The organism is Isoptericola dokdonensis DS-3 (assembly GCF_001636295.1).
Lineage (GTDB): Bacteria > Actinomycetota > Actinomycetes > Actinomycetales > Cellulomonadaceae > Isoptericola > Isoptericola dokdonensis.
Genome location: NZ_CP014209.1, coordinates 1,786,827 through 1,809,238, shown reverse-complemented (window position 1 = coordinate 1,809,238; position 22,412 = coordinate 1,786,827). Strand labels below are relative to the sequence as shown.

General features: G+C 74.6%; 11 protein-coding genes. All 11 read left to right on the top strand.

What is annotated here, in order from left to right:
• The first annotated feature begins 165 nt into the window (after window positions 1-165).
• The 11 genes from I598_RS08460 (at window position 166) to I598_RS08410 (ending at window position 22,396) form a co-directional block, all read left to right on the top strand.
• On the top strand, window positions 166-6,189 hold the full coding sequence (locus I598_RS08460; protein WP_068202585.1) for an Ig-like domain-containing protein: 6,024 nt from the start codon (window positions 166-168) through the stop codon (window positions 6,187-6,189).
• Window positions 6,190-6,250: 61 nt separating this feature from the next.
• Complete coding sequence (locus I598_RS08455; protein ID WP_068202584.1) at window positions 6,251-7,225, top strand: AAA family ATPase; 975 nt, start codon at window positions 6,251-6,253, stop codon at window positions 7,223-7,225.
• Between the two features lie 74 nt (window positions 7,226-7,299).
• Window positions 7,300-8,640, top strand: a complete 1,341-nt coding sequence (locus I598_RS08450; protein ID WP_083973065.1) for a DUF58 domain-containing protein — start codon at window positions 7,300-7,302, stop codon at window positions 8,638-8,640.
• The gene (locus I598_RS08445; protein ID WP_068202583.1) at window positions 8,633-11,188 is read left to right on the top strand and encodes a transglutaminase-like domain-containing protein; all 2,556 of its coding nucleotides are present in this window, start codon (window positions 8,633-8,635) and stop codon (window positions 11,186-11,188) included. The genes I598_RS08450 and I598_RS08445 overlap by 8 nt, the downstream gene beginning before the upstream one ends.
• Window positions 11,185-12,771: an RDD family protein gene (locus I598_RS08440; RefSeq protein ID WP_068202582.1), complete on the top strand. Its 1,587-nt coding sequence runs from the start codon at window positions 11,185-11,187 to the stop codon at window positions 12,769-12,771. The genes I598_RS08445 and I598_RS08440 overlap by 4 nt, the downstream gene beginning before the upstream one ends.
• Window positions 12,768-13,604 (top strand): PP2C family protein-serine/threonine phosphatase, encoded by an 837-nt coding sequence (locus tag I598_RS08435; protein ID WP_068202581.1) that lies wholly within the window; start codon window positions 12,768-12,770, stop codon window positions 13,602-13,604. The genes I598_RS08440 and I598_RS08435 overlap by 4 nt, the downstream gene beginning before the upstream one ends.
• Window positions 13,601-15,214 (top strand): FHA domain-containing protein, encoded by a 1,614-nt coding sequence (locus I598_RS08430; RefSeq protein ID WP_068202580.1) that lies wholly within the window; start codon window positions 13,601-13,603, stop codon window positions 15,212-15,214. The genes I598_RS08435 and I598_RS08430 overlap by 4 nt, the downstream gene beginning before the upstream one ends.
• Window position 15,215: 1 nt before the next feature.
• Complete coding sequence (locus I598_RS08425) at window positions 15,216-16,880, top strand: serine/threonine-protein kinase (RefSeq protein WP_068202579.1); 1,665 nt, start codon at window positions 15,216-15,218, stop codon at window positions 16,878-16,880.
• Window positions 16,873-17,577 (top strand): FHA domain-containing protein, encoded by a 705-nt coding sequence (locus tag I598_RS08420; RefSeq protein WP_068202578.1) that lies wholly within the window; start codon window positions 16,873-16,875, stop codon window positions 17,575-17,577. Before I598_RS08425 ends, I598_RS08420 begins: the two co-directional genes overlap by 8 nt.
• Before the next feature lie 19 nt (window positions 17,578-17,596).
• Entirely contained in the window at window positions 17,597-17,854 is a 258-nt protein-coding gene (locus I598_RS08415) for a hypothetical protein (RefSeq protein WP_068202577.1), read from the top strand.
• A 72-nt stretch (window positions 17,855-17,926) separates the two neighbouring features.
• A complete protein-coding gene (locus I598_RS08410) occupies window positions 17,927-22,396 on the top strand; it encodes an FtsK/SpoIIIE domain-containing protein (RefSeq protein ID WP_068202576.1) in 4,470 nt (1,489 codons plus the stop codon).
• Window positions 22,397-22,412: the final 16 nt, after the last annotated feature.

Here is a 22,412-nt window from a genome sequence, read left to right as displayed (position 1 = left end):
GATCCGTGGATAGGGGCTTCCGCTTGACCCGGGCATGGATATCCTTGGGGCCGCGAGCCTCGCCGCAGACGACGCGGAAACGTCGCGGCGCGCCACCACCTCGGGGGAGAAGTGAGCATACTGACGCGCCTACGCGCTGACCGCCGCACGAGCATCTCGACGGCGGTGGTCCTCGCCTTCTCCGGCGGGGTCGCGCTCGCCGCGATGCTGTACGACGGCGAGGCGACGGCGTCCGTCGACCTCAACGACTCCGGCGTCTGGGTGACCAAGGAGTCCTCGGGCCTCGTGGGCCGCTTCAACACCGAGGCGAAGGCGCTCGACGGCACCCTGCTCGCGGGCAGCGCGTCGTTCGACGTGCAGCAGCAGGCCGGCGACGTCCTGGTGGTCGACAAGGGCAACAGCTCGGTGAGCGTCGTCGACGTGGCGCGCCTCAAGTACGGCTCGACGACGGTGCTGCCGGCGGGCGCGCAGGTCGCGTCGGGCGGCGGCCGGGTCGCGATCGTCGACCCCGAGGACGGGCGGTTCTGGGTCACGACCATCGAGGCCCTGCCGGGCTTCGACGCGGCGGAGACCGACCCGACGTCCGAGCTCGACGGCGTGGCGGAGGTCGTGGTCTCGCAGGGCGGCACCGCGTTCGTGGCCGTGCCCGAGCACGACGTGCTGTGGACCTTCGCGCCCGGCCAGGAGCCCGTGTCGACCGAGCTCGACGGTCTGCTCGCCGAGGGCGACGACGTCGTCCTGACGACGGTGGGCGACGACGTGGTGGTGCTCGACCGCACCGGGGCGAGGATGCGGCTGCCCGGCGGCGACGTCGTCACCGTGACGGACGCGCAGGGCGCCCGCCTCCAGCAGCCGGGCCGCGAGAGCGACGGGGTCGCGTACGCGACGACGTCGGCCCTCGTCGTGCAGCCGCTGGACGGCGGCAGCGCCACGACCCGCCGCGCGTCGGGTACGCCCGCGGCGCCGGTCCAGCTCGGCGGCTGCCTCTACGGTGCATGGGCCGGCACCGGCCAGATCCTGCGCGACTGCGCGGGCACGGACGCCGACCTCGACCGCACGCTCGACGGCATCGAGTCCGACACCCGGCTGGAGTACCGCGTCAACCGCAACGCGGTCGTCCTCAACGACCTGTCCGCGGGAACGCTGTGGATGGCGCTCGACGAGTACGAGAAGGTCGACGACTGGGAGGTCCAGCGGCCCGAGGAGGGTGACGGCGAGGACGAGAACGCCGACGACGACACCCCCGAGCTCGTCGACAACACGGTCGTGGACCGGGAGCGGCAGGACCCGCCGGAGGCCAACGACGACTCGTTCGGCGTCCGCCCGGGCCGCACGACCGTGCTCGACGTGCTGGCGAACGACCTCGACCCGGACGGCGACGTCATCACGGCGGCGTTCGACGGTGACCAGCCGGACGGGATGACGATCCAGCAGGTGCTGGGCGGCAAGGCGCTCCAGGCCGTGGTGCCCGACGACGCGAGGGGCCGGGTCGACTTCGGGTACACGGTGAGCGACGGGCGTGGTGGCGAGGCCTCCGCGGACGTCGCGGTGAAGGTCGTGCCGTGGGAGGAGAACTCCGCCCCCGAGCAGTCCGGTGAGCCGGTGCTCAAGGTGCAGCAGGGCGGCGCCGCGGAGATCCGCGTCCTGCCGTTCTTCCGTGACCCGGACGGCGACGACGTCTACCTCGCGACCGCCTCCTCGACGGTCAAGGGCGACGAGGTGCGCGCCTACCCGGACGGCCTGGTCGAGTTCCAGGACGACGGGTCGGCGTCGGGCCGCAAGAAGGTCGATCTCGTGGTCGTCGACAGCGAGGGGGAGGCCGTCGAGGGCACCCTGTGGGTGGACGTCATCGCCGACAGCCCCGAGCCGCCGATCGCGGTGGGCGACCACGTGGTGGTCCCCGCCGGCGAGCCGGTGACGGTCGAACCGCTGAAGAACGACTCCGACCCCAACGGCGACACGCTGCGGCTCGCCTCGGTGAGCGAGGCCGCCCCGGCGGAGATCACGCCGAACTACGACGCCGGGACGTTCACGTTCGTGGCGTCGGAGCCGAAGTCGTACGACATCCTCTACCAGGTCTCCGACGGGCCCGGCTCGACGACGGGCGTCGTCCGGGTGGACGTCATCGACCCGGACGACGCCGACGGCGCGCCCGTCGTGGTCGCCGACACCGGCCTGCTGCCCGCTGGCGGGTCGACCCTGGTCGACGTGCTGGCCAACGACGTCGACCCGGCCGGCCGCGTGCTGGTCGTGCAGTCCGTCGAGGTGCCCGAGGACGCCGGGGTGACCGTGGCCGTGCTGGGCCACCAGATGCTCAAGGTGACGGAGTCCAAGCGGATCTCCGAGCCCGTCGTCCTGGAGTACACGGTGACGAACGGCGAGGAGTCCGCGACCGGCCAGGTGCGGGTCCTGCCCGTCCCGGCCCCGGAGAAGCTCCAGCCGCCGCACGCGTCGCCCGACGAGGTCACGGTGCACACCGGCGACTACGTCAACATCCCGGTGCTGGCGAACGACACGCACCCCGACGGCCTCGAGCTGATCCTCGACGAGGAGCTGGAGCAGGGCGTCGACCCGTCGCTCGGCGAGGTGTTCGTCGCGGAGGACATGCTGCGCTTCCGCGCCGGCGCCGAGGACGGCACCGCGTACGCGATCTACAAGGTCGAGGACGCCAACGGGCAGGAGGACTCCGCCCAGGTCACGATCCACATCCGCGGCGGCGAGGACAACGCCGCCCCCGTGCCGCGCGACGTCGACGCCCGCGTGATCTCCGGCGGGACCGTGCGCGTGCAGGTGCCGCTCGACGGCATCGACCCCGACGGCGACTCGGTGCGCCTGCTCAACCTGGTGCGCCCGCCCACGAAGGGCATCGCGGAGATCGTCGAGGGTCGCTACATCGACTTCCGCGCGACGCAGGGCGTGTTCGGCCAGGACACGCTCACCTACGCCGTGCAGGACTCCCGCGGCGAGACCGCCGTCGGCACCATCAGCATCGGCATCGCCCAGCCCGGCGCGAAGAACCACCCGCCGGTCGTCGAGGACGACGTCGTGATCGTGCGCCCCGAGCGCCGCGTCGCGGTGCCCGCGCTGCGCAACGACTCCGACCCGGACGGCGACCAGATCGGCCTCGTGCCGGGGGCGCTGGAGGCCGAGCGGCCGATCGACCCCGAGGTCGTCGCGGACCGGATCGTGCTGGAGACGCCGGGCGACGAGGGCACGTACAGCTTCTACTACGCGGTCGAGGACTTCTGGGGCGCCCGGGCCATGGGCACGGTGTCCGTCGAGGTCGCCGAGGACGCCCCGCTGCTCGCACCGGTCGCGCGCGACGACGTCGTGCTGCCCGACGACGTCACCGCGGAGATGACCGAGGTGTCGATCGTCGCGCTCGCGAACGACGAGGACCCGGACGGGTCGGCCGACGAGCTCGTCGTGACCGTCGACTCGCCCCAGGCCACCGTGGACGAGGAGGGCGTGGTGACGGTCCCGCTGACCACCGAGCGCCAGCTCCTCACCTACACGGTCACCGACCAGGACGGCCTGGCCGCGAAGGCGTTCCTCCAGGTGCCGCCGCTGGCCTCGGCCGCCGCGCCGCGGCCCGAGGAGGAGCAGGAGCACGAGGACGTCGGCCCCGCGCCGCGCCTCAAGGACAGCTTCGTCGCGCTGGAGGTCGAGTCCGGGGAGACCTTGACGATCAACCTCACCGACGCCGTGGCGGTCGCCGAGGGCGGCACCGCCGCCATCGCCGACGCGGGCAGCGTCAGTGCCGTCGCCGGCACGGTCGACATCCTCGACGCGCAGCGCCTGACGTTCGTGTCCGACCCGGACTACGTGGGACCGGCCGGCGTCAGCGTGCGGGTCACCGACGGGCTGGAGGACGCCGAGGGCAACCCGCGCTCCGCGCTCATCCAGATCCCCATCACGGTTCTGCCGCCGGAGAACCTGCCCCCGGAGGCGGGCTCGCCGTCCGGTCAGGTGGCCGCCGGCGAGGAGAGCACCGTCGACCTGTCGCGGTACGCCAGCGACCCGAACCCGGACGACGACCTGACGTTCGCGCTGGGCTCCGTGCCCGAGGGCCTGTCGGCCTCCGTCACGGGTGGCGTCGTCGCGCTCCAGGCGGAGCCGGACGTCTCCAAGGGTTCGTCCTTCACCATCCCGTTCACCGTGTCCGACGGCGTGAACCCGCCCGTGGACGGGTCGCTCGCGGTCGACGTGGTCGCCTCGACGCGCCCGCTGCCGCGCGCCAACCCGGACACGGTCGAGGGCGCCCACCAGGGCGTCGCCGTCACCGTCCCGGTGCTGGACAACGACGTCGACCCCTTCGCCCCCGAGGGCCTGGAGATCGTCGGCACGAGCGTCGAGACGGGCGACGGGGAGGCGACGTTCGACGGCGCCGACACGGTGGTCGTCAGCCCGGCCGCGGACTTCGTCGGCACGATGGTCGTGGTCTATCGCGTGCAGGACGTCACGCAGGACGCGGACCGCCAGGTCGAGGGCCGCATCACCCTGACCGTGCTCGGTGTGCCGGAGGCCCCGGCGACGCCGATCGTGGAGGAGGTGCGCTCCGAGACGGTGGTGCTGTCGTGGACGCCGCCGGTGAACAACGGTGCGGAGATCAGCGGGTACACGGTGACCTCCGACCAGGGCGACACGTTCGAGTGCGCGACGACGACCTGCACGCTGGAGGGTCTGACCAACAACGTGACGTACACGTTCACCGTGGTCGCGACGAACGAGGTAGGCGACTCGGAGGCGTCGCCGGCGTCCGCCGAGGCGCGCCCGGACGAGAAGCCGGACCCGCCGGCGGCACCGACGCTGGTCTTCGGCGACAAGTCGCTCGAGGTCACCTGGGAGAACGCGACCTACACGGACCGCTCGCCGATCCAGGCCGTGAACCTGGAGATCTCGCCGGCGCTGCCGTCGGGCGAGACGCAGAAGGTGGGCCTGACCGGCAACCGGATCGTGTGGGAGGGGCTGGAGAACGGCGTCGCCTACAAGATCCGCGTGCAGGCGGAGAACCTGGCGCCGGACCCGTCGGACTGGGGTGCCTGGTCGGCGTCGGAGATCCCGGCGGGGGTGCCGGAGCCTCCGGCGGCCCCGACGGCTTCGCGCGTCGACACTCCGCTGGGCGGCCAGGTCAACGTGTCGTGGACCCCGCCGTACGAGAACGGCGACGCGATCAAGAACTACTCCGTCGACGTCTACCAGGACGGCTCGAAGGTGCAGACGGTGGAGACCGCCACACCGTCGTACGCCTTCACCGGCCTGAGCACGAAGTCGAGCTACACCTTCGCCGTCAAGGCCTACAACAAGGCCGGGTGGGGCGAGTCCGGCGCGCAGTCCGCCGGGGTCGTCCCGTACGGCAAGCCGCTGCGCCCCGCGGCTCCCAGCGCATCGATCGATGCCGGGGACGTCGTCGTCAGCTGGGCGGCGGCGGACGGCAACGGCTCGCCGATCACCGGGTACACGGTGACGGCGTCGAACGGCTCGCGGACGACCACCACCGGTGGCCGCAGCGTGAAGTTCACGGGCCTGCCCGACGGGCAGAACGTCACCTTCACCGTCACGGCCACCAACGCCGGCGGCACCTCGGACCCGAGCCCCGCGTCGAACGGAGTGAGGCCGTTCTCCGCGCCGGGCGTGACGAGCGTGAGCTGGACCAAGACCTCGCCGACGGACGGCCGGTTCAACGTGAGCAACCCCGGGAGCTGGAACGGCCAGTCCGGCACTGTCCAGTGGACACTGTCCGGGTCGGAGAACAGGTCCGGGACGGGCGCCGGCAACGTCGGCGTCGGCGGCGGGTACGGCAAGTCGTACACGCTGCAGGCCCGCGCCTGCAACGACGCCGGGTGCTCGGCCTGGCGGTCGGCCAGCGGAGCGACGGACGCCCCGCCGAACCCGACGATCTGGACGTCGGACTCGGGCATCGTGATGCGCGTGGACGGCTGCAACACCAACAACTGCACACGGGTGCGGGTCCACGCCAACGCCGACGTCCCGGCCGGGACGTACAGCTTCCGCTGCTGGAACAACTTCGGCGGGAGGAACAGCAACTTCTCGACCCAGTCCGCCTACCTCAGCCCCGGCGGCTACGCGGACCTGTACTGCGTCGTCGGCATCATGAACGGTGCTCAGGTGTGGGCGACCGTCGACGGCAGGGACTGGACCTTCGAGAAGCGGGCGTGGCCGCGATGACCACGACCCACCCGACCTCCCCGCGCACATCCCCGAGCATGACGACCTGGAGACCCTCCCGATGAGCACCATGACCCCCGAGCAGGCCGCCTGGTTCGCCCAGACGTTCGACCGCATCGTCGGCAACGTCGCGCAGGCGCTCCTCGGCAAGGACGACCAGATCCGGCTGGCGATGACGTGCATGCTGGCCGACGGCCACCTGCTGCTGGAGGACGCGCCCGGCACGGGCAAGACGTCGCTGGCGCGGGCGATGGCGGCGAGCGTGCAGGGCACGAACCACCGCATCCAGTTCACGCCGGACCTGCTGCCCTCGGACGTGACGGGCGTGACGATCTACGACCAGAAGTCGGGCCGCTTCGACTTCCACAAGGGTCCGATCTTCGCGAACATCGTCCTGGCGGACGAGATCAACCGTGCCTCGCCGAAGACGCAGTCGGCGCTGCTGGAGGTCATGGAGGAGGGGCAGATCACCGTCGACGGCGTCACGCACGCCGTGGGCACGCCCTTCATGGTGATCGCGACCCAGAACCCCATCGAGCAGGCGGGAACGTACAAGCTGCCCGAGGCGCAGCTCGACCGCTTCCTCATGAAGACGTCGATCGGCTACCCGGACCTCGCGTCGACGGTCGAGATCCTCGCGGGCTCCGCGGTGCGCGATCGGAGCGCCGCGCTGCAGCCGGTCATCACCGGCCAGGCGCTCGTGGAGATGTCCGCGCTGGCCGCCGCGACGCACGTCGACCCGGCGATCCTGGAGTACGTGTCCCGGCTCGCGGAGGAGTCCCGCCAGGCCGCCGACGTGCACGTGGGCGTGTCCGTCCGTGGCGCGCTGGCGCTGGTGCGCTGCGCCAAGGTGTGGGCCGCCGCCCACGGCCGCAACTACGTGCTCCCGGACGACGTCAAGGACCTGCTCCAGCCGACGTGGGCGCACCGCCTCGTCCTGGACCCGGAGGCCGAGTTCGCCGGGGCCACCGCCGAGACGACGATCGCGCGCCTGCTGTCCGACGTCTCCGCGCCGCAGGAGCGCCGCACCGCCTGAGGCGCCGTCCCCGCACGAGCATCGCGCGAGCACGCACGAGCACCGCACCACGCACCACCTGAACCGGAGCAGCCATGACCACGACCACCACGCCGGAGGCGGCGACCGCCGCCCCCGAGGTGGACCGGCCCGACGTCGTCGACCCCGGCACGCCGCAGGACGCGTCCGGCCAGCAGGCTCCGCGCGAGCGACGTCCCCGCCGGGCGGCCGCCCTGTGGACGTCGGCCCGTGCGGGAGCAGGTTCCGCCTGGTCGCGCGTCGCGCCGGTGCTGGGCGTCGTGTCCCCGCTGGGCTGGTCGGTGCTTCTGCTCACGGCCGCAGCCTGGGTCGCCGGGACCGTGCTGCACTGGGAGGAGTGGGCGGTCGTCGCGGTGACCGCCACGGTGGCGCTGCTCGCCGCCGTCGTCTTCGTGCTCGGGCGGCTGCGCTACGAGGTCACGCTCGACGTCGCCTCCCGGCGCGTCGTCGTGGGCGACCGCGCGGTGGGGCGCCTGCTCGTGCGCAACGGGTCGCCCCGCGTGATGCTCCCGGCGGTCATGGAGCTGCAGGTCGGCCAGGGCATGGCGTCGTTCCCGGTGCCTCGCCTGCGTCCCGACGCGGAGCACGAGGAGATCTTCGCGGTGCCCACCCACCAGCGTGCGGTCATCCCCCTGGGACCGGTGCGCTCGGTGCGCGCCGATCCCCTGGGCCTGCTGCGCCGCGAGCTGCAGTGGACCGAGCCCGAGGAGCTGTTCGTCCACCCGCGCACCATGCCGCTGTCCGGGTCGTCGACGGGTCTGCTCCACGACCTCGAGGGGCGCGTCACCCCCGACATCTCCGACTCCGACGTGTCGTTCCACGCGCTGCGCGACTACGTGCCCGGCGACGACCGCCGCCACATCCACTGGAAGTCGACGGCCCGCACCGGCCAGCTCATGGTGCGCCAGTTCGAGGAGACCCGCCGGTCCCGGCTCGCCGTCATCCTGTCGACGCGCAGCGACGACTACGGCGACCCCGAGGAGTTCGAGCTCGCGGTGTCCGTCTGCGGGTCGCTCGGCCTCCAGGCGATCCGCGAGGACGGCGGCCTGGCCGTCATGGTGCAGGCCGGCCGGGTGCGCGGCGACCACCGCACGCGCCTCCTGGACGACCTCACGCGCCTCGAGCTGTCGCCGGCACGCACCAGCCTCGCCGACGTCGCGCGCGCCGCGTCCGTGTCGGCGACCGACGCGTCCGTCGTCGCCGTGCTCGTCGGCAGCACCGTCACCCCCACCGACCTGCGCGCCGCGGCCGTGCGGCTCCCCGTGGACGCGCGGCTCGTCGCCCTGCGCTGCACGCCGGGCGCCTCCGTCAGCCGCGGCCGCGTCGCCGACATGCAGGTGCTCACGCTCGGCGAGCTCGCCGACCTGCCGCACGCCCTGCGGAGGATTCATGACTGACGCCCGCCGCGCTCCCGGGGACGACCCGGGCGGCCGTCCCGCCGAGGGCACCGGTTCCACCGGCCGCACCGGCGGGACGTCGCGCACCTCCCTGCGGGCCGGCACGACGCGCGCCCGCCGTCGTCCCGGTGACCGGCCCCGCGCGCTCACCCCGGGCGGCGCCGTGGACGGACTCGTCCTCGTCGCGCTGCTCGGCGTGGTCGCGCTCGGGTTCGGGCCCGCCTGGGGCACCACCGGCTACCTGCTGCCCGCCCTCGGCGGTGCCGCGGCGGGCCTGCTGGTCGCCTGGACGGCCGCCGCGCTGCGCTGGCCGGTGCTGCTCACCGCCGGGGCCACGGTCCTGGCGTTCTTCCTGCTGGGCGGCGCGCTCGCCCTCCCGGGGACGACGGTCGCGGGTGTCGTGCCGACCCCGGAGACCTGGCAGACGCTCGCCGTCGAGTCGGTGCGGGGCTGGAAGGCGTTCGTCACGACCGTCCCGCCGCTGTCCTCGTTCCCCGAGCTCGCCGTCGTGCCCTACCTGCTCATGATGGTCGCGGGCGTCCTGGCGGGGACCCTGGCGTGGCGTGCCCGGCAGGCCGCGTGGGCGCTGCTGCCCGTCGTCGTGGCGTTCGCCGGGGTCGCGCTGCTCGGCACGATCCTGCCGGCATACCCGCTGGTGCAGGGCCTCGTCGTCGGGGTGGTCGGGCTGCTGTGGGCGTCGTGGCGCGCCGTCGAGACCCGCATGGAGGCGAACCGCCTGCTGTCCGACGCCAGCCGTGACGCCACCCGCCGACTGCGCAACCAGCGGGTGCGCGGCGGCGCCGTGATGCTCGCCCTCGGTGGCGTGGCCGCCGTGCTCGTCGCGCCCGGCATGGCCACCGGGCAGGAGCGCCTCGCGCTGCGCGAGGTCGTCACCCCGCCGTTCGACCTGCACCAGTACTCGAGCCCGCTCGTGTCCTACCGCAGCTACACCAAGGACCTCGCCGACACGGCGCTCTTCACGGTGACCGGGCTGCCCGAGGGCTCCCGCGTGCGCCTCGCCACCCTGGACGACTACGCCGGCACCGTCTACGACGTGGCCAGCGGCGGCGGCTCCGGCGTCTTCAACCGGGCGGGCGAGGTCATCGACACGGTCGCCGAGGGCACCCGCACCAAGGTCGAGGTCGAGGTCGCGGGCTACGACGACGTGTGGCTGCCCGACGTCGGCGAGCTCGCCGGCATCCGGTTCACCGGCGACCGCGCCGAGGCGCTCCAGACCGCGACGTACTACAACGCGTCGTCGGGCACCGGCCTGGTCACCGCGGGCCTGCGCCCGGGCGACACGTACGAGCTCGACACGGTCGTCGCGCAGCCGCCGGCCGAGGAGGACCTCGCGTCCGTCCCGATCGAGGACGTCGACCTGCCGACGCCGAAGGACGTCGCGGACGCCGTGCCGGCCAAGGCGGCGCAGTTCGCCGCCGAGGCGACCGAGCAGTTCGAGCAGCTCACCAACATCCGCGACACCCTCGTGGCCACCGGCATCTACTCCAGCGGCCTCGACAACCAGCCGCACTCCCTGCCCGGGCACTCCGCCGCGCGCATCGACGCGCTGCTCTCCCAGGACGAGATGGTGGGCGACGACGAGCAGTTCGCCACCGCGCTGGCGCTGATGGCCCGCCAGGTCGGCGTCCCCGCGCGCGTCGTCATGGGCTTCTACCCGGACGAGCGGACTTGGGAGCCGGGCACCCCCTACACGGTGACCGGTGCCGACGTGCACGCCTGGGTGGAGGTGCCCTTCGAGGGCTACGGCTGGGTGCCGTTCGACGTCGTCCCGGACGAGGACAACAAGGTCGAGCCGTTGCCGCGCTCGCGCCAGGTGCCCAAGCCGCCCGTGCTGGAGGACCCGCAGACGCCGGAGGAGCCGCCGCAGGCGGACGCCGGCGACGTCGAGGACGAGGACAAGGACGACGAGGACGCCGAGTCGGTCGACTGGCGGCAGGTCGCGATCGTCGCGATGACGGTCGGCATCCCGCTGGTCGTGCTCGCCGCGCCGCTGCTCGCGATCCTGCTGTTCAAGGCCCGCCGGTACAAGCGCCGTCGGCGGTCGCCCGTCCCGGTCGACCGGGTCAGCGGCGGCTGGCGCGAGGTGCTGGACACCGCGACCGACCTGGGTGCGGCGGTGCCCGCCGCGGCGACCCGCCGCGAGAGCGCCCGCCTGCTCGCCGAGCAGCCCGCCACCGCGTCGGCCGCGACGACCACGACGACGCTCGCCCACCGGGCCGACCAGGTCGTGTTCGGGGCGGGGACGCCGTCCGACGAGGAGACCGCCGCCTACTGGGCGGACGTCGACACCGCCGTGCGCGACATGCAGCGCTCGGTGCCGTGGGGCCGCCGCGTGCGGGCACGGTTCTCGCTGCGCTCGGTGCGCGGGGCCGAGGCCCCGCCGCTGCCCGCCGCCGCGTGGGCGGCCGTGACCGCGCTGCCGCGAGCGGCCGCACGGCGGACGGGTGCCGCGGTGGGCCGCGTGCGTGACAGGATGGCCCGCACGCGTCGCCGCAAGCAGCGTGCGCAGCAGCAGGAGGATCGATGACGACGACGTGCACCGCGTGCGGTGCCCAGGAGCAGGGCGGCCGGTTCTGCACGGTGTGCGGCACGGCCCTGGGCGCGAGCGGGTACTCCGGCCCCAGCGAGCGGACCGACGCGACGACCGAGCCGGAGATGCGTGAGCGCACCCGGCACGGCGCCGTCGACATGCTGCGGGCGAGCGCGCAGAGCAACCAGCCGCCGCTCGCCGGCACGGGTCGCCGCGCGGGCGCCTACGTGATCGACGTCGTCGCGGTGTCGCTGGTCGCGTTCGTCGTCGGCCTCGTCGTGGCCTTCGTGTCGGGCGTGCCGGGGCGGTACGCGGCGCTGAACGAGGTCACCACGCAGCTCGGCCTCGAGGCGGCGACCGCCGCGCTGCTCGGGTCGCTCGTGGCGGTCTACGCGACGATCGGCGTGGTGAGCCTGCTCGGCTGGCTTGCCCTGGCCCTGGCCGACGGCCTCACCGGCCGCACCCTGGGCGGCCGCCTGCTCGGTCTGCGGACCGTCTCGGCGGTCGACGGCGGGCCGATCGGTGCCGGGCGCGGCCTGCTGCGCTGGCTCGTGCTGGCGCTGTGCGGCGTCGCGCCGCTGGTCGGCACCGTCCTCGTGCTGGTCTCCCCGACGTTCGACTCCTCGGGCCGCCGTCAGGGCTGGCACGACAAGGCGTCCCGCGCCGTCGTGCAGGACGTCCGCGGGGTCCCGCCCCGAACCTTCGCCCCGGCGAGCGCCGCCGCGGGCCCGCCGTCGGCGCTGCACCCGGCCCCCGTGCCCCCGGCGACGTCGGCCGCGGCCCCCGCCGGCGGAGGTGCTGCGTTCGCCGCTCGGCCCCCGTCCGCGCCCGCCGACCCGTGGGGGTTCCCCGCGGGCGACCGCGCGGCGGGCGGCGTCATCACCGGGGTGCCGGGCACCCCGACGGCCGCACCGGCCGCCTCCCCGGCCCCCGCGCCGGGTTCGCCCGCACCGGCCCCCGCGGCCCCGGGGCCCGTCGACGCGGCCACCGTGATCGGCGCCCCCGACCGGGCGCCGGTCCCGTCCTCCCCGGCGCAGGCGCCCGCCGCCCCGCCCGTGCAGGCGTCCTCGACGCCGTTCCCGGCGCCCGCGCCGCCGTCCGCACCCACCCGTCGGGCACCCGGGGTGACCGACCCCGGGGCCGACCCCGGGGCCGGTTCCCCCTCCGGGCTGGACGAGGACCTGGAGGAGACCCGGTTCAGCGTCTCCTCGCACCGCAGCGCGGGCGGGGCGGCGACCCCGCCCCGCATCGTGGTGCAGCTCGACACCGACCGTCGGGTGCACGTCGCCCGGCGGACGCTGCTGGGCCGCAACCCGCAGCAGGACGAGGGCGCGGCGGCCGAGCTGCTGCGGCTGGAGGACACCACGCGCTCGGTGTCGAAGACCCACCTGGAGCTCCTGCCCACCGCCGAGGGCCTCCAGGTCGTCGACCTGCGGTCGACCAACGGCAGCGCCCTCATCGCGCCGGACGGCTCGGTGCGCGAGCTCAGCGCCGGCACGCCGGCGACCGTGACGGCGGGCTGGACGGTGCAGCTCGGCGAGCGTCGGCTGACCGTGCTCGGGGCGGACGCCGGAGCATGAGCGTCGAGGTGAACCTCGGCCTGCTCTGGGGCGCGTCGACCCACCGCGGGGCACGGCGGACGCTCAACGAGGACGCGTACCTCGCGGGCGGCTCGGTGTTCTTCGTCGCCGACGGCATGGGCGGCCACGACGCCGGCGAGGTCGCCAGCGCCGCTGCGGTGGACGCGCTGCGCCCGCTGCTGGACGACGCGATCGTGGGGGTCGACGCGGTACGCGGCCTCGTCCGTGCGGCGCACGGCGCGGTCCGCGCCATCGAGACCGCCCCCGGACGGGGCGCGGGCACGACGCTCACGGGCGTCGTCCTCACCGAGCAGGGCGGCGAGCCGTACTGGCTGGTCGTCAACATGGGGGACTCGCGCACCTACCGGCTCGCCGAGGGCGAGCTGGAGCAGGTCAGCGTCGACCACTCCGAGGTCCAGGAGCTCGTCGACGCGGGCGAGATCACGGCCGACCAGGCGTTGACGCACCCGCGACGGCACGTGGTCACCCGTGCACTGGGAGCCCCCGAGACCCCGGACGCCGACTACTGGTTCCTGCCCGTGCACGCGGGCGACCGGCTGCTGGTCTGCTCGGACGGGCTGACGGGCGAGCTCTCCGACGAGCGCATCGAGGTGCTGCTGCTCACCCAGCCGGACCCGCAGTCGGCCGCCGACCGGCTGGTGGCCGAGGCGCTGGCGGCGGGCGGCCGGGACAACATCACGGTCGTCGTGGTGGACGCCACCGGACTGGCCGACGGGCTGGAGAGCACCGCGCCGCGCGACGCGCGGGCCGACGCCCGGGACGACGAGGACACGGTGCCGCGCGCGGCGGCGTGGAGGGAGACGCTCTCATGACCGCCCGCTACGTGATGGGTCCGGCGTACGTCGTGGTGCGCGGCGGCGCCGTCGTGCTGCTGCCGGAGAAGGTGACGCCGGAGCTCGTCGACGAGCTGTGGACGGTCCTGGGGGAGCGGTCCGGCGTGGTCGCCGTGCTGGAGGTCCTCACGGGGGCGTTCGGGGCGTCGCTCGCCTCCCTGCCGCCGTTCGCCATGGCGGTCACGGAGGGGCGCCGGGTGCAGGTGGCGGCCCGCGGCGGCGCGTCGGTGACGATCGCCCGGGAGGACGGCCGCGAGCACGTGGCGGGCGACGGCGTGACGACGTGGGCCGAGCGCACCTTCGACGACGTCGTGGACCTGGCCGTGCAGGTGGGCGTGACCGAGTCCCGCGAGGACCTGGTCGACGTCCGTGGCCTGCCGCTGGGTGACGGGGTGGTGCTCGCGGCGTCGGTGGGCGTGCGGCTCACGGAGTCGGCCGCGCCCGCCGCGGCGACCCCGCGTCCGGAGCCGGCGACCGAGCCGTGGGAGGCGGAGCCGCGGCACCGGCCCGCGTCCTCGGCATCGTCGGTGTCGCCCGCCTCCGCGGCGTCGCCCGCTGCGGGGGACGTCACGGCGGCCCCGGCGCCCCTGCCGCCGTCGGACGCCCCGGTGAGCGGTGTGCCGTTCGGTGCCGTGGACACCGAGGCCACGATCGCGCCCGAGTCGACCTTCCACCCGGCGGCCGCCCCCGCGGAGTCCTCGCCCGCCGAGGCCGAGGGTTCGCCCGCCGGCGTCCGCGACGAGGACGCCGCCCTCCCGGCCGCGCCGGAGCCGGCCCCGTCCGCCGACGCCCCCGAGGAGACCACCGGCTTCGGTCACCTGTGGGGCTCGACCGTCCTGCGCGGTGTGGAGGACGCGGCCGTCCGGCCCCCGGAGGAGGACGAGGAGGAGGACGACGCGGCCACGCCGCCGCCCCCCGCCCCCGTCACCTCCGCCCCGGCGCCCGCCCCCGCGGCACCGTCCGTCGAGGACGAGATCGACGGCAGCACGGTGCTGTCGTCGGCCATCGCCGACCTGCGCGCCGCGGTCCCGGCGAGCGACCCGCTGCCCGCCGCGGGGGCCGGCGCACCGGCTCCCCGGGCCGACGCCGTGCCCCCGGGCCCGGCGTTCGCGGCGACGCCGGCGCCGACCCGCCCGACGATCCTGGCCCGCGAGTGCCCGCTCGGGCACCCGAACCCGCCGCAGCGGGACGCCTGCGCCACGTGCGGCCAGCCGCTGCACGGCGAGGCCCGCCAGGTGCCCCGCCCGTCGCTGGGCGTGCTCGCCGTCTCCGACGGCCCGCGCGTCGTCCTGGACCGTCCGGTGGTGGTCGGCCGGCGTCCGCGCTCGCCCCGCGTCACCGGCGACGACCTGCCCCGCCTGGTCACGGTGCCGAGCCCGCAGCAGGACATCTCGCGCTCGCACCTCGAGGTGCGGCTCGAGGGCTGGCACGTGCTGGTGGGCGACATGAACACGACGAACGGGACGACGCTGCTGCGCTCGGGCCAGCCGCCGCTGCGTCTGCACCCGGGCGAGCCCGCGCTGGTCGTGGCGGGTGACGTCGTCGACCTGGGCGACGGGGTGACGCTGACGTTCGAAGGGATCCTCTGAGGTGAGCAGCAAGCGCGCGCCGTCGCCCCCGCCGCAGATCGACGGGTTCGAGTACCTGTCGCTCGTCGGCTCGGGAGGCTTCTCCGACGTCTTCCTCTACCAGCAGCGGCGCCCGCGCCGCCGGGTCGCAGTCAAGGTGCTGCTGCACGAGTGGACGGGCGAGGGGCAGCGCGAGGCGTTCGACGCCGAGGCCGACCTCATGGCCACGCTGTCCACGCACCCCTCCATCGTGACGATGTACGAGGCGGACGTCGCGGAGGACGGCCGTCCGTACCTCGCGATGGAGTTCTGCTCGCGCCCGAACCTCGGGTCGCGGTACCGCAGCGAGCGGCTCAGCGTCGCGGACGTGCTGCGCATCGCCGTGCAGATCTCCGGCGCGGTGGAGACGTCGCACCGGGCGGGCATCCTGCACCGTGACATCAAGCCGGCGAACATCCTCGTCACCGAGTACGGCCACCCGGCGCTGACGGACTTCGGCATCTCCTCGACCCTCGACGACGCGGGCCGTGCGGAGGGCATGAGCATCCCGTGGTCGCCGCCGGAGTCGTTCGGCGACCCGCCCAGCACCGGTGTCGGGACGGACGTGTGGGGCCTCGCGGCGACGACGTACTCGCTGCTGGCGTCCCGCACGCCCTTCGAGGTGCCGGGCGGCACCAACTCCAGCGCCGACCTGGTGTCCCGCATCGAGTCGGCGCCGCTGCAGCCCACGGGTCGCACGGACGTGCCGGCCTCGCTGGAGCGGGTGCTGAGCACCGCGATGGCGAAGAACCCGGCCGCCCGGTACCCGACGGCGCTCGCGTTCGCCCGCGCCCTGCAGGCGGTGCAGACCGAGCTGTCGTTCGCCGTCACCCCAATCGACCTGCTCGACGACGCGGGACTGGTGCACGAGACCGACGCCGCACCGGGGTCGGGCGACAGCCCGGACGACGAGGACGACGTCGGCACGCGGCTGCGCGAGGTCGTGTCGGTCGACCCGCGCGGCCCGGGCGCCGGCGGGGCGTCCTCCGCGGCGTCACCGACGTCCATGACGTCCGTCCCGGCCTCGTGGACGGCGCCGGGCGGTACCGGCACGCCGGGCGGGTGGGCGTCCACCGGCGCGCGACCGGCGGTGGCGACCGCGCAGGCGGGTACCGCGCAGCTCGCCCCGGACCTCGGCGACACCGTCCACCGGGCGGTGGCGTCGGCCGCGACGCCGGACCCGGCACCCGTGCCGGAGGCCGAGCCCGTCGCGCGCTCCCGCGGCGCGGTCGGCGCGCTGGTCGCCACCGCCCTGGTCGCCGTCGTCGCCGTCGTGACGCTCCTGGTGGTGCTGCTGCAGCCGGACGGCGAGGCCGAGCCCGAGGCCGCCCCGACCACCCAGCAGGAGGTCGAGGACCCGGGCCTGCCGGCCGACAACCTCGGTGGTCTGGTCCCGGCCGTGCGCGACCTGTCCGGCGAGGTGCAGGGCGACGAGGTCGTCTTCACGTGGACCAACCCCGAGCCCCAGGACGGCGACACCTACGGGTGGCGCGTGCCCGCCATCGGCGCGGAGACTGCCTACACCCCGGTCGAGGAGCCCACGGTGACCGTCCCGCGGGACGAGTCGGGCGAGACGTGCGTCGAGGTCGTCGTCAACCGCAGCGGGGCGCCGTCCTACGAGCCGAAGGTCGAGTGCGTCGATGGCTGAGCTCGCGCTGGAGTTCGCGGGGGAGTGGTTCCACCCCGACCCGCAGCAGGTGTTCGAGATCGGCCGCGAGGGCGACATCGAGCTCGACGACAACCCGTACCTGCACCGCCGGTTCCTGCGGCTCACCCACGACGGGGGGCTGTGGTGGCTCGCCAACGTGGGCGGCCGGCTGTCCGTGACGGTGTGCGACGCCGCGGGCGGCGTGCAGTCGTGGCTCTCGCCCGGGACGTCGCTGCCGCTGGTGTTCCCCGCGACGTCGATCGTGTTCACCGCGGGCCCCACCACGTACGAGCTGCTCGCCCGGCTCGCCCCCGCGCCGTACGCGGAGATCCGCACCGAGGAGCCCGACGGCGGGGCGACGACGATCGGCATGATCCCGTTCACGGTCAGCCAGCGGCAGCTCGTCGTCGCGCTCTGCGAACCGATGCTGCGCCGGGACGGCACGGGCCTGTCGCAGATCCCGTCGTCGGGCGACGCCGCGGCCCGGCTCGGCTGGTCCACGACCCGCTTCAACCGCAAGCTCGACAACGTGTGCGAGAAGCTCGACCGCGTCGGGGTGCGCGGCCTGCGCGGCGGCAGCGACGGGCCCGCCGCGAACCGGCGCGCCCGCCTCGTCGAGTACGCCGTCGCCTCCCGGCTGGTGACGTCGCAGGACCTCCCGCTGCTCGACCTGGACACGTCCGAGGACGCCGAGTGAGCACCCCGGAGACGGCCCGGTGAGCCGCGCGACCCGCCCCACCTGGTGGCAGCTCGTGGTGGTGCTCGCCGTCGGCGTCGCCGCCATCGCGTTCGTCGTCACCTTCACCGCCGGCGTCGTGACCGACGGGGCGGGCACCGGCGACCCGGCCGACTTCTACCGTGCCATCGGCCGCGAGCTCACCGACCCGGCCACGTGGCGCGTCGTCGCGACCGGTGGTCTGGTAGGGGCGGTGGCCGGTGGCGTCGTCGCCCTGGTGAGACGTTCCCGCGACTGAACCGGCGGCGCTCCGGCGCCGCCGCGGGGCCCGCCCCCGCGACCTTCGAGACCGAACGACCCGAGGAGAACGATGCGCGTCAAGGTGACGCTGCGGCGCCCCGACACCACGCACGACGACGTGGTCGTCACCGCGGACGCCGGTGCGACGATCGGCGAGGTCGCGGCGACCATCGCGCGCGTGGACCCGGGCTCGGCGGGACTGCCCGGCGACCACCCCCGCACGCTGGAGGCCCGGCTGCCCGGCCAGGACACCCCCGTCCGGCTGCCCGCGGACGCCGCGCTGGGCGAGGCATGGATCGGCTCCGGTGCCGAGGTCGCGGTGGTCGACACCGACCGCCCCGGCTTCGAGTACGCGTCCTCACGGGACACCCGGGCGACGCTGCGGTTCGCCGACGGCTCCGTCATCGACCTGCCGGAGGGCAGCTGGGTGCTCGGCCGCGCCGCGGGCAGCGACGTCGTGCTGTCCGACCCGCTGGTGTCCAAGCGGCACCTGCGCCTCGACGTCGGGGACGTGGTCGACGTGGTCGACCTGGGGTCCGCGAACGGCATCCTCGTCGACGGCGACCACGTGCAGCGGCTGCGCGTCGAGGGGACGCAGCGCGTCGTCGTCGGCGACACGACGATGACGATCGAGCGCCGTCGGCCGCAGAACCTCACCGGGGTCGCGCCCAAGGCGGGGCCGGTGCCGTTCACGCGGTCGCCCCGCGTGGAGGCGCGGTACAACGGGACGGAGTACGACGCCCCGGAGGTGCCGAAGGAGACGGACCCGCAGCCGTTCCCGATGCTGGCGATGCTCGCGCCCCTGCTCATGGGCGGGGCGATGTTCGTGCTCCGCGGCAGCGTGATCTCCCTGCTGTTCATGGCGATGACGCCGATCATGCTCGTGGGCAACTACCTCACCCGGGGGCGGCAGCAGCGCAAGCGCAAGGAGCGCGACATCGCGCGCTTCACGGAGCGCCTCGACGGGCTGCGCGAGGAGCTGGCCGGCGAGGAGGACACCGAGCGGGCCGTGCGGCTGCGCGAGGCGCCCGCCACCCAGCACGTGTACGTGGAGGCGATGCGGCACGGCCCGCTGCTGTGGACGCGCCGCCCCGAGCACTGGAGCTTCCTCAACGTCCGGTTCGGCATCGGCACCATGCCGTCGCGCAACCGGGTCAAGGACTCCGACCGCGGCGCGATGATCAAGGAGTACCGCGAGAAGCTCGACGAGGTCGTCGAGACGTACCGCGACATCTCGGGCGTCCCGGTCGTGGAGAACCTCTACGACGCGGGCGCCCTCGGCTTCGCGGGCCCGCCCGCCCGGGTGGTGGGCAGCGTCAACGCGGCCCTGCTCCAGCTGACCGGCCTGCACTCGCCGTCCGAGCTGGTCGTCACCGGCATGGTGAGCCCGGCGTGGACGCAGCACCTGCAGTGGCTCACCTGGATCCCGCACACGTCCTCGCCGCAGAGCCCGATCGAGGGCCACCACCTCGCCGACTCCGCGAGCGGCGCCGCCCGGCTGATCGCCGAGCTGGAGGAGCTCGTCACCACCCGGCTGCGGGCGGTGCGCGGCGTGCAGCGCCGTGGCGCGGTGGACACCGACGACGCCGCCCTGGAGCGCGGCGCCGAGGTCGGGGCGGACGCCCAGCAGGCGGGCACGAGGTCCCCGGTGCCGGCCGTCGTCGTGGTCATCTCCGACGACATCGACGTCGACCGGGCCCGCCTCATCCAGCTCGCCGAGCAGGGGCCGGACGCGGGCGTCTTCCCGCTGTGGCTCGCCGCGGACAGCGCGAACCTCCCGGCGGCGTGCCGCACGTTCGTCGACCTCGGCGAGTCCGGGCCGCGCGTCGGCATGGTCCGCATCGGCCGCTGGGTGGACGACGTCGAGCTCGAGGAGCTCGACCCGGCGTCGGCCCTGGAGTACGGCCGCCGCCTCGCCCCCGTCTTCGACGCGGGCGCCATCGTCGAGGACTCCTCGGACCTGCCGCGGTCCGTCTCGGTGCCCGCCCTGCTCGGCCACGACCTGTTCGAGGACCCGGGCGCCGTCGTCGAACGCTGGCGGCAGAACCTGTCGATCTACGACCGCAGCCAGGCGAGCCCGCGCAAGCGCGCCGGGTCGCTGCGCGCGATCGTCGGCTCCGCAGGCCTGGACGCCCAGCACCTGGACCTGCGCAGCCAGGGGCCGCACGCCCTCGTGGGCGGCACCACCGGTGCCGGCAAGTCCGAGTTCCTCCAGGCGTGGGTGCTGGGCATGGCCGCCGAGTACAGCCCGGACCGCGTGACGTTCCTGTTCGTGGACTACAAGGGCGGGTCCGCGTTCGCGGACTGCGTCCAGCTGCCGCACTGCGTCGGCCTCGTGACGGACCTGTCGCCGCACCTGGTGCTGCGGGCCCTGACGTCGCTGCGCGCCGAGCTGCACCACCGCGAGCACCTGTTCAACCGCAAGAAGGTCAAGGACCTGCTGGAGCTGGAGAAGCGCGGTGACCCGGAGACCCCGCCCGCGCTGGTGATCGTCATCGACGAGTTCGCGGCGCTGGTCGGTGACGTGCCGGAGTTCGTCGACGGCGTCGTGGACGTCGCGCAGCGCGGCCGCTCGCTCGGCATCCACCTCATCATGGCCACCCAGCGCCCGGCGGGCGTCATCAAGGACAACCTGCGCGCCAACACGAACCTGCGCGTCGCGCTGCGCATGGCCGACGAGTCCGACTCCAGCGACGTCGTCGACATCAAGGACGCCGCGCACATCGACCCGGCGCTCCCCGGCCGTGGCGTCGTCAAGACGGGGCCGGGGCGTCTCCAGGCGTTCCAGTCCGCGTACGCGGGCGGCTGGAGCAGCCGGGCGCCGGAGCGGGCAGCGATCCGCGTGGCGGGCCTGCACTTCGGCCGCGAGGAGCGCTGGGAGGAGCCGGTCGTCGACACCCCGGAGGAGGACGTCGACCTCGGCCCGAACGACCAGCAGCGGCTCGTCGCCCGTATCACCGAGGCGTTCACGGCGGCGCGCCTGCCCGCGCCCCGGCGGCCGTGGCTGGACTCCCTGGCGGACGTCTACGACCTGACGCGCCTGCACCAGCGCACGGACACGGAAATCCTCGTCGGCGTCGCGGACATCCCGGAGGCGCAGGCGCAGCGGCCCGTCTACTTCAACCCCGACACGGACGGGCACCTCGGCGTCTACGGCACCGGCGGCGCCGGCAAGTCGACGGCGCTGCGGAGCATCGCCACGGCGGCGGGCATCACGCCGCGCGGCGGTCCCGTGCACGTGTACGGCCTCGACTTCGCGGCCGGTGCGCTGCGGATGCTGTCGTCGCTGCCGCACGTCGGCACGATCGCGCGCGGCGACGACGTCGAGCGCGTCGTGGGCCTCATGCGGATGCTGCGCGACGAGCTCGTCCGCCGCGGTGAGGCGTTCGCCGCGGTGTCGGCGTCCAGCGTCACCGACTACCGCCGGCTCACCGGTCAGCCCGGCGTCCCGCGCATCCTGCTGCTGGTCGACGGGTTCCCGGCGTTCCGCGACGACTTCGAGGTCGGCGCGGGCCGGTCGGAGTGGTTCGACGCGTTCCGCGACATCCTCAACGACGGCCGCGCGCTCGGCATGCACGTCGTGTTCACCGCGGACCGGTCCGGCGCCGTGCCGACCTACGTCCGCTCCATGGTGCAGCGCAACCTGCTGCTGCGGATGACGGACGACGGCTACCTCGCGTTCAACGCCCCCCGCGACGTCATCACGACCGACTCGCCGAACGGTCGCGCCCTGCTCGACGGCCTCGAGCTGCAGGTCGCCGTCATCGGCGGCACGCCGTCGGTGTCCGCGCAGGCGGCCGCCACGGAGAAGCTGGGCCGGTCGATGCTGGAGGCCGGGGTCCGCCCGGCGCCCGCGGTGCGGGTCCTGCCCACGGAGTACCGCCAGGACGAGCTGCCGCCCGCCGTGGACGGCCGCCCGGTGCTCGGGCTCGACTCGCTCGGCATCGCGCCGCTGCCGTTCGACCCGACCGGCACGATGGTCGTGGCGGGGCCGCCCGGGGCGGGGCGCAGCAACGCGCTCGTCGTCGTCGGGCGTGCGGTGCTGCGCGCGAACCCCGACGCGCGGCTCTACCTGTTCGCGCAGGGACGGTCCGCGATCGCCGACCAGCTCCCCTGGGCGGACGTCGCGACCGGCGTCGAGAAGGTCAAGGGTCTCGCGACCGACCTGCTCGCCGCGGTCCAGGACGAGGACGTCTCGCCCGGGATCGTCGTCGTGGTCGAGGCGATCAACGAGTACCTCCAGACGCCGGCCGACAAGGCGATCCAGGACCTCACCAAGGCGATCCGCTCCAGCGAGCACCTGCTCGTCGCCGAGGCGGAGACCGGCGCGTGGGGCGCGACGTGGCCGCTGTTCGGCGAGGTGAAGAACGGCCGCCGCGGCCTGCTGCTGCAGCCGGAGAACCTCGACGGCGACACGATCCTCAAGACGTCGCTCCCGCGGTCCGGCAAGGGCGAGTTCCCGCCCGGACGTGGCGCCTGGGTGGCCCGGGGCAAGCACACGCGCGTCCAGCTGCCGTTCGTCCTGGGCGACCAGGGGTAGCGTCCACCCGGCGGGA

Excerpts from the sequence above, each read along its gene's own strand:
- I598_RS08455 (WP_068202584.1), top strand. The coding sequence starts at position 6,251 with ATGAGCACCATGACCCCCGAGCAGGCCGCCTGGTTCGCCCAGACGTTC.
- I598_RS08450 (WP_083973065.1), top strand. The coding sequence starts at position 7,300 with ATGACCACGACCACCACGCCGGAGGCGGCGACCGCCGCCCCCGAGGTG.
- I598_RS08445 (WP_068202583.1), top strand. The coding sequence starts at position 8,633 with ATGACTGACGCCCGCCGCGCTCCCGGGGACGACCCGGGCGGCCGTCCC.
- I598_RS08440 (WP_068202582.1), top strand. The coding sequence starts at position 11,185 with ATGACGACGACGTGCACCGCGTGCGGTGCCCAGGAGCAGGGCGGCCGG.
- I598_RS08435 (WP_068202581.1), top strand. The coding sequence starts at position 12,768 with ATGAGCGTCGAGGTGAACCTCGGCCTGCTCTGGGGCGCGTCGACCCAC.
- I598_RS08430 (WP_068202580.1), top strand. The coding sequence starts at position 13,601 with ATGACCGCCCGCTACGTGATGGGTCCGGCGTACGTCGTGGTGCGCGGC.
- I598_RS08420 (WP_068202578.1), top strand. The coding sequence starts at position 16,873 with ATGGCTGAGCTCGCGCTGGAGTTCGCGGGGGAGTGGTTCCACCCCGAC.
- I598_RS08410 (WP_068202576.1), top strand. The coding sequence starts at position 17,927 with ATGCGCGTCAAGGTGACGCTGCGGCGCCCCGACACCACGCACGACGAC.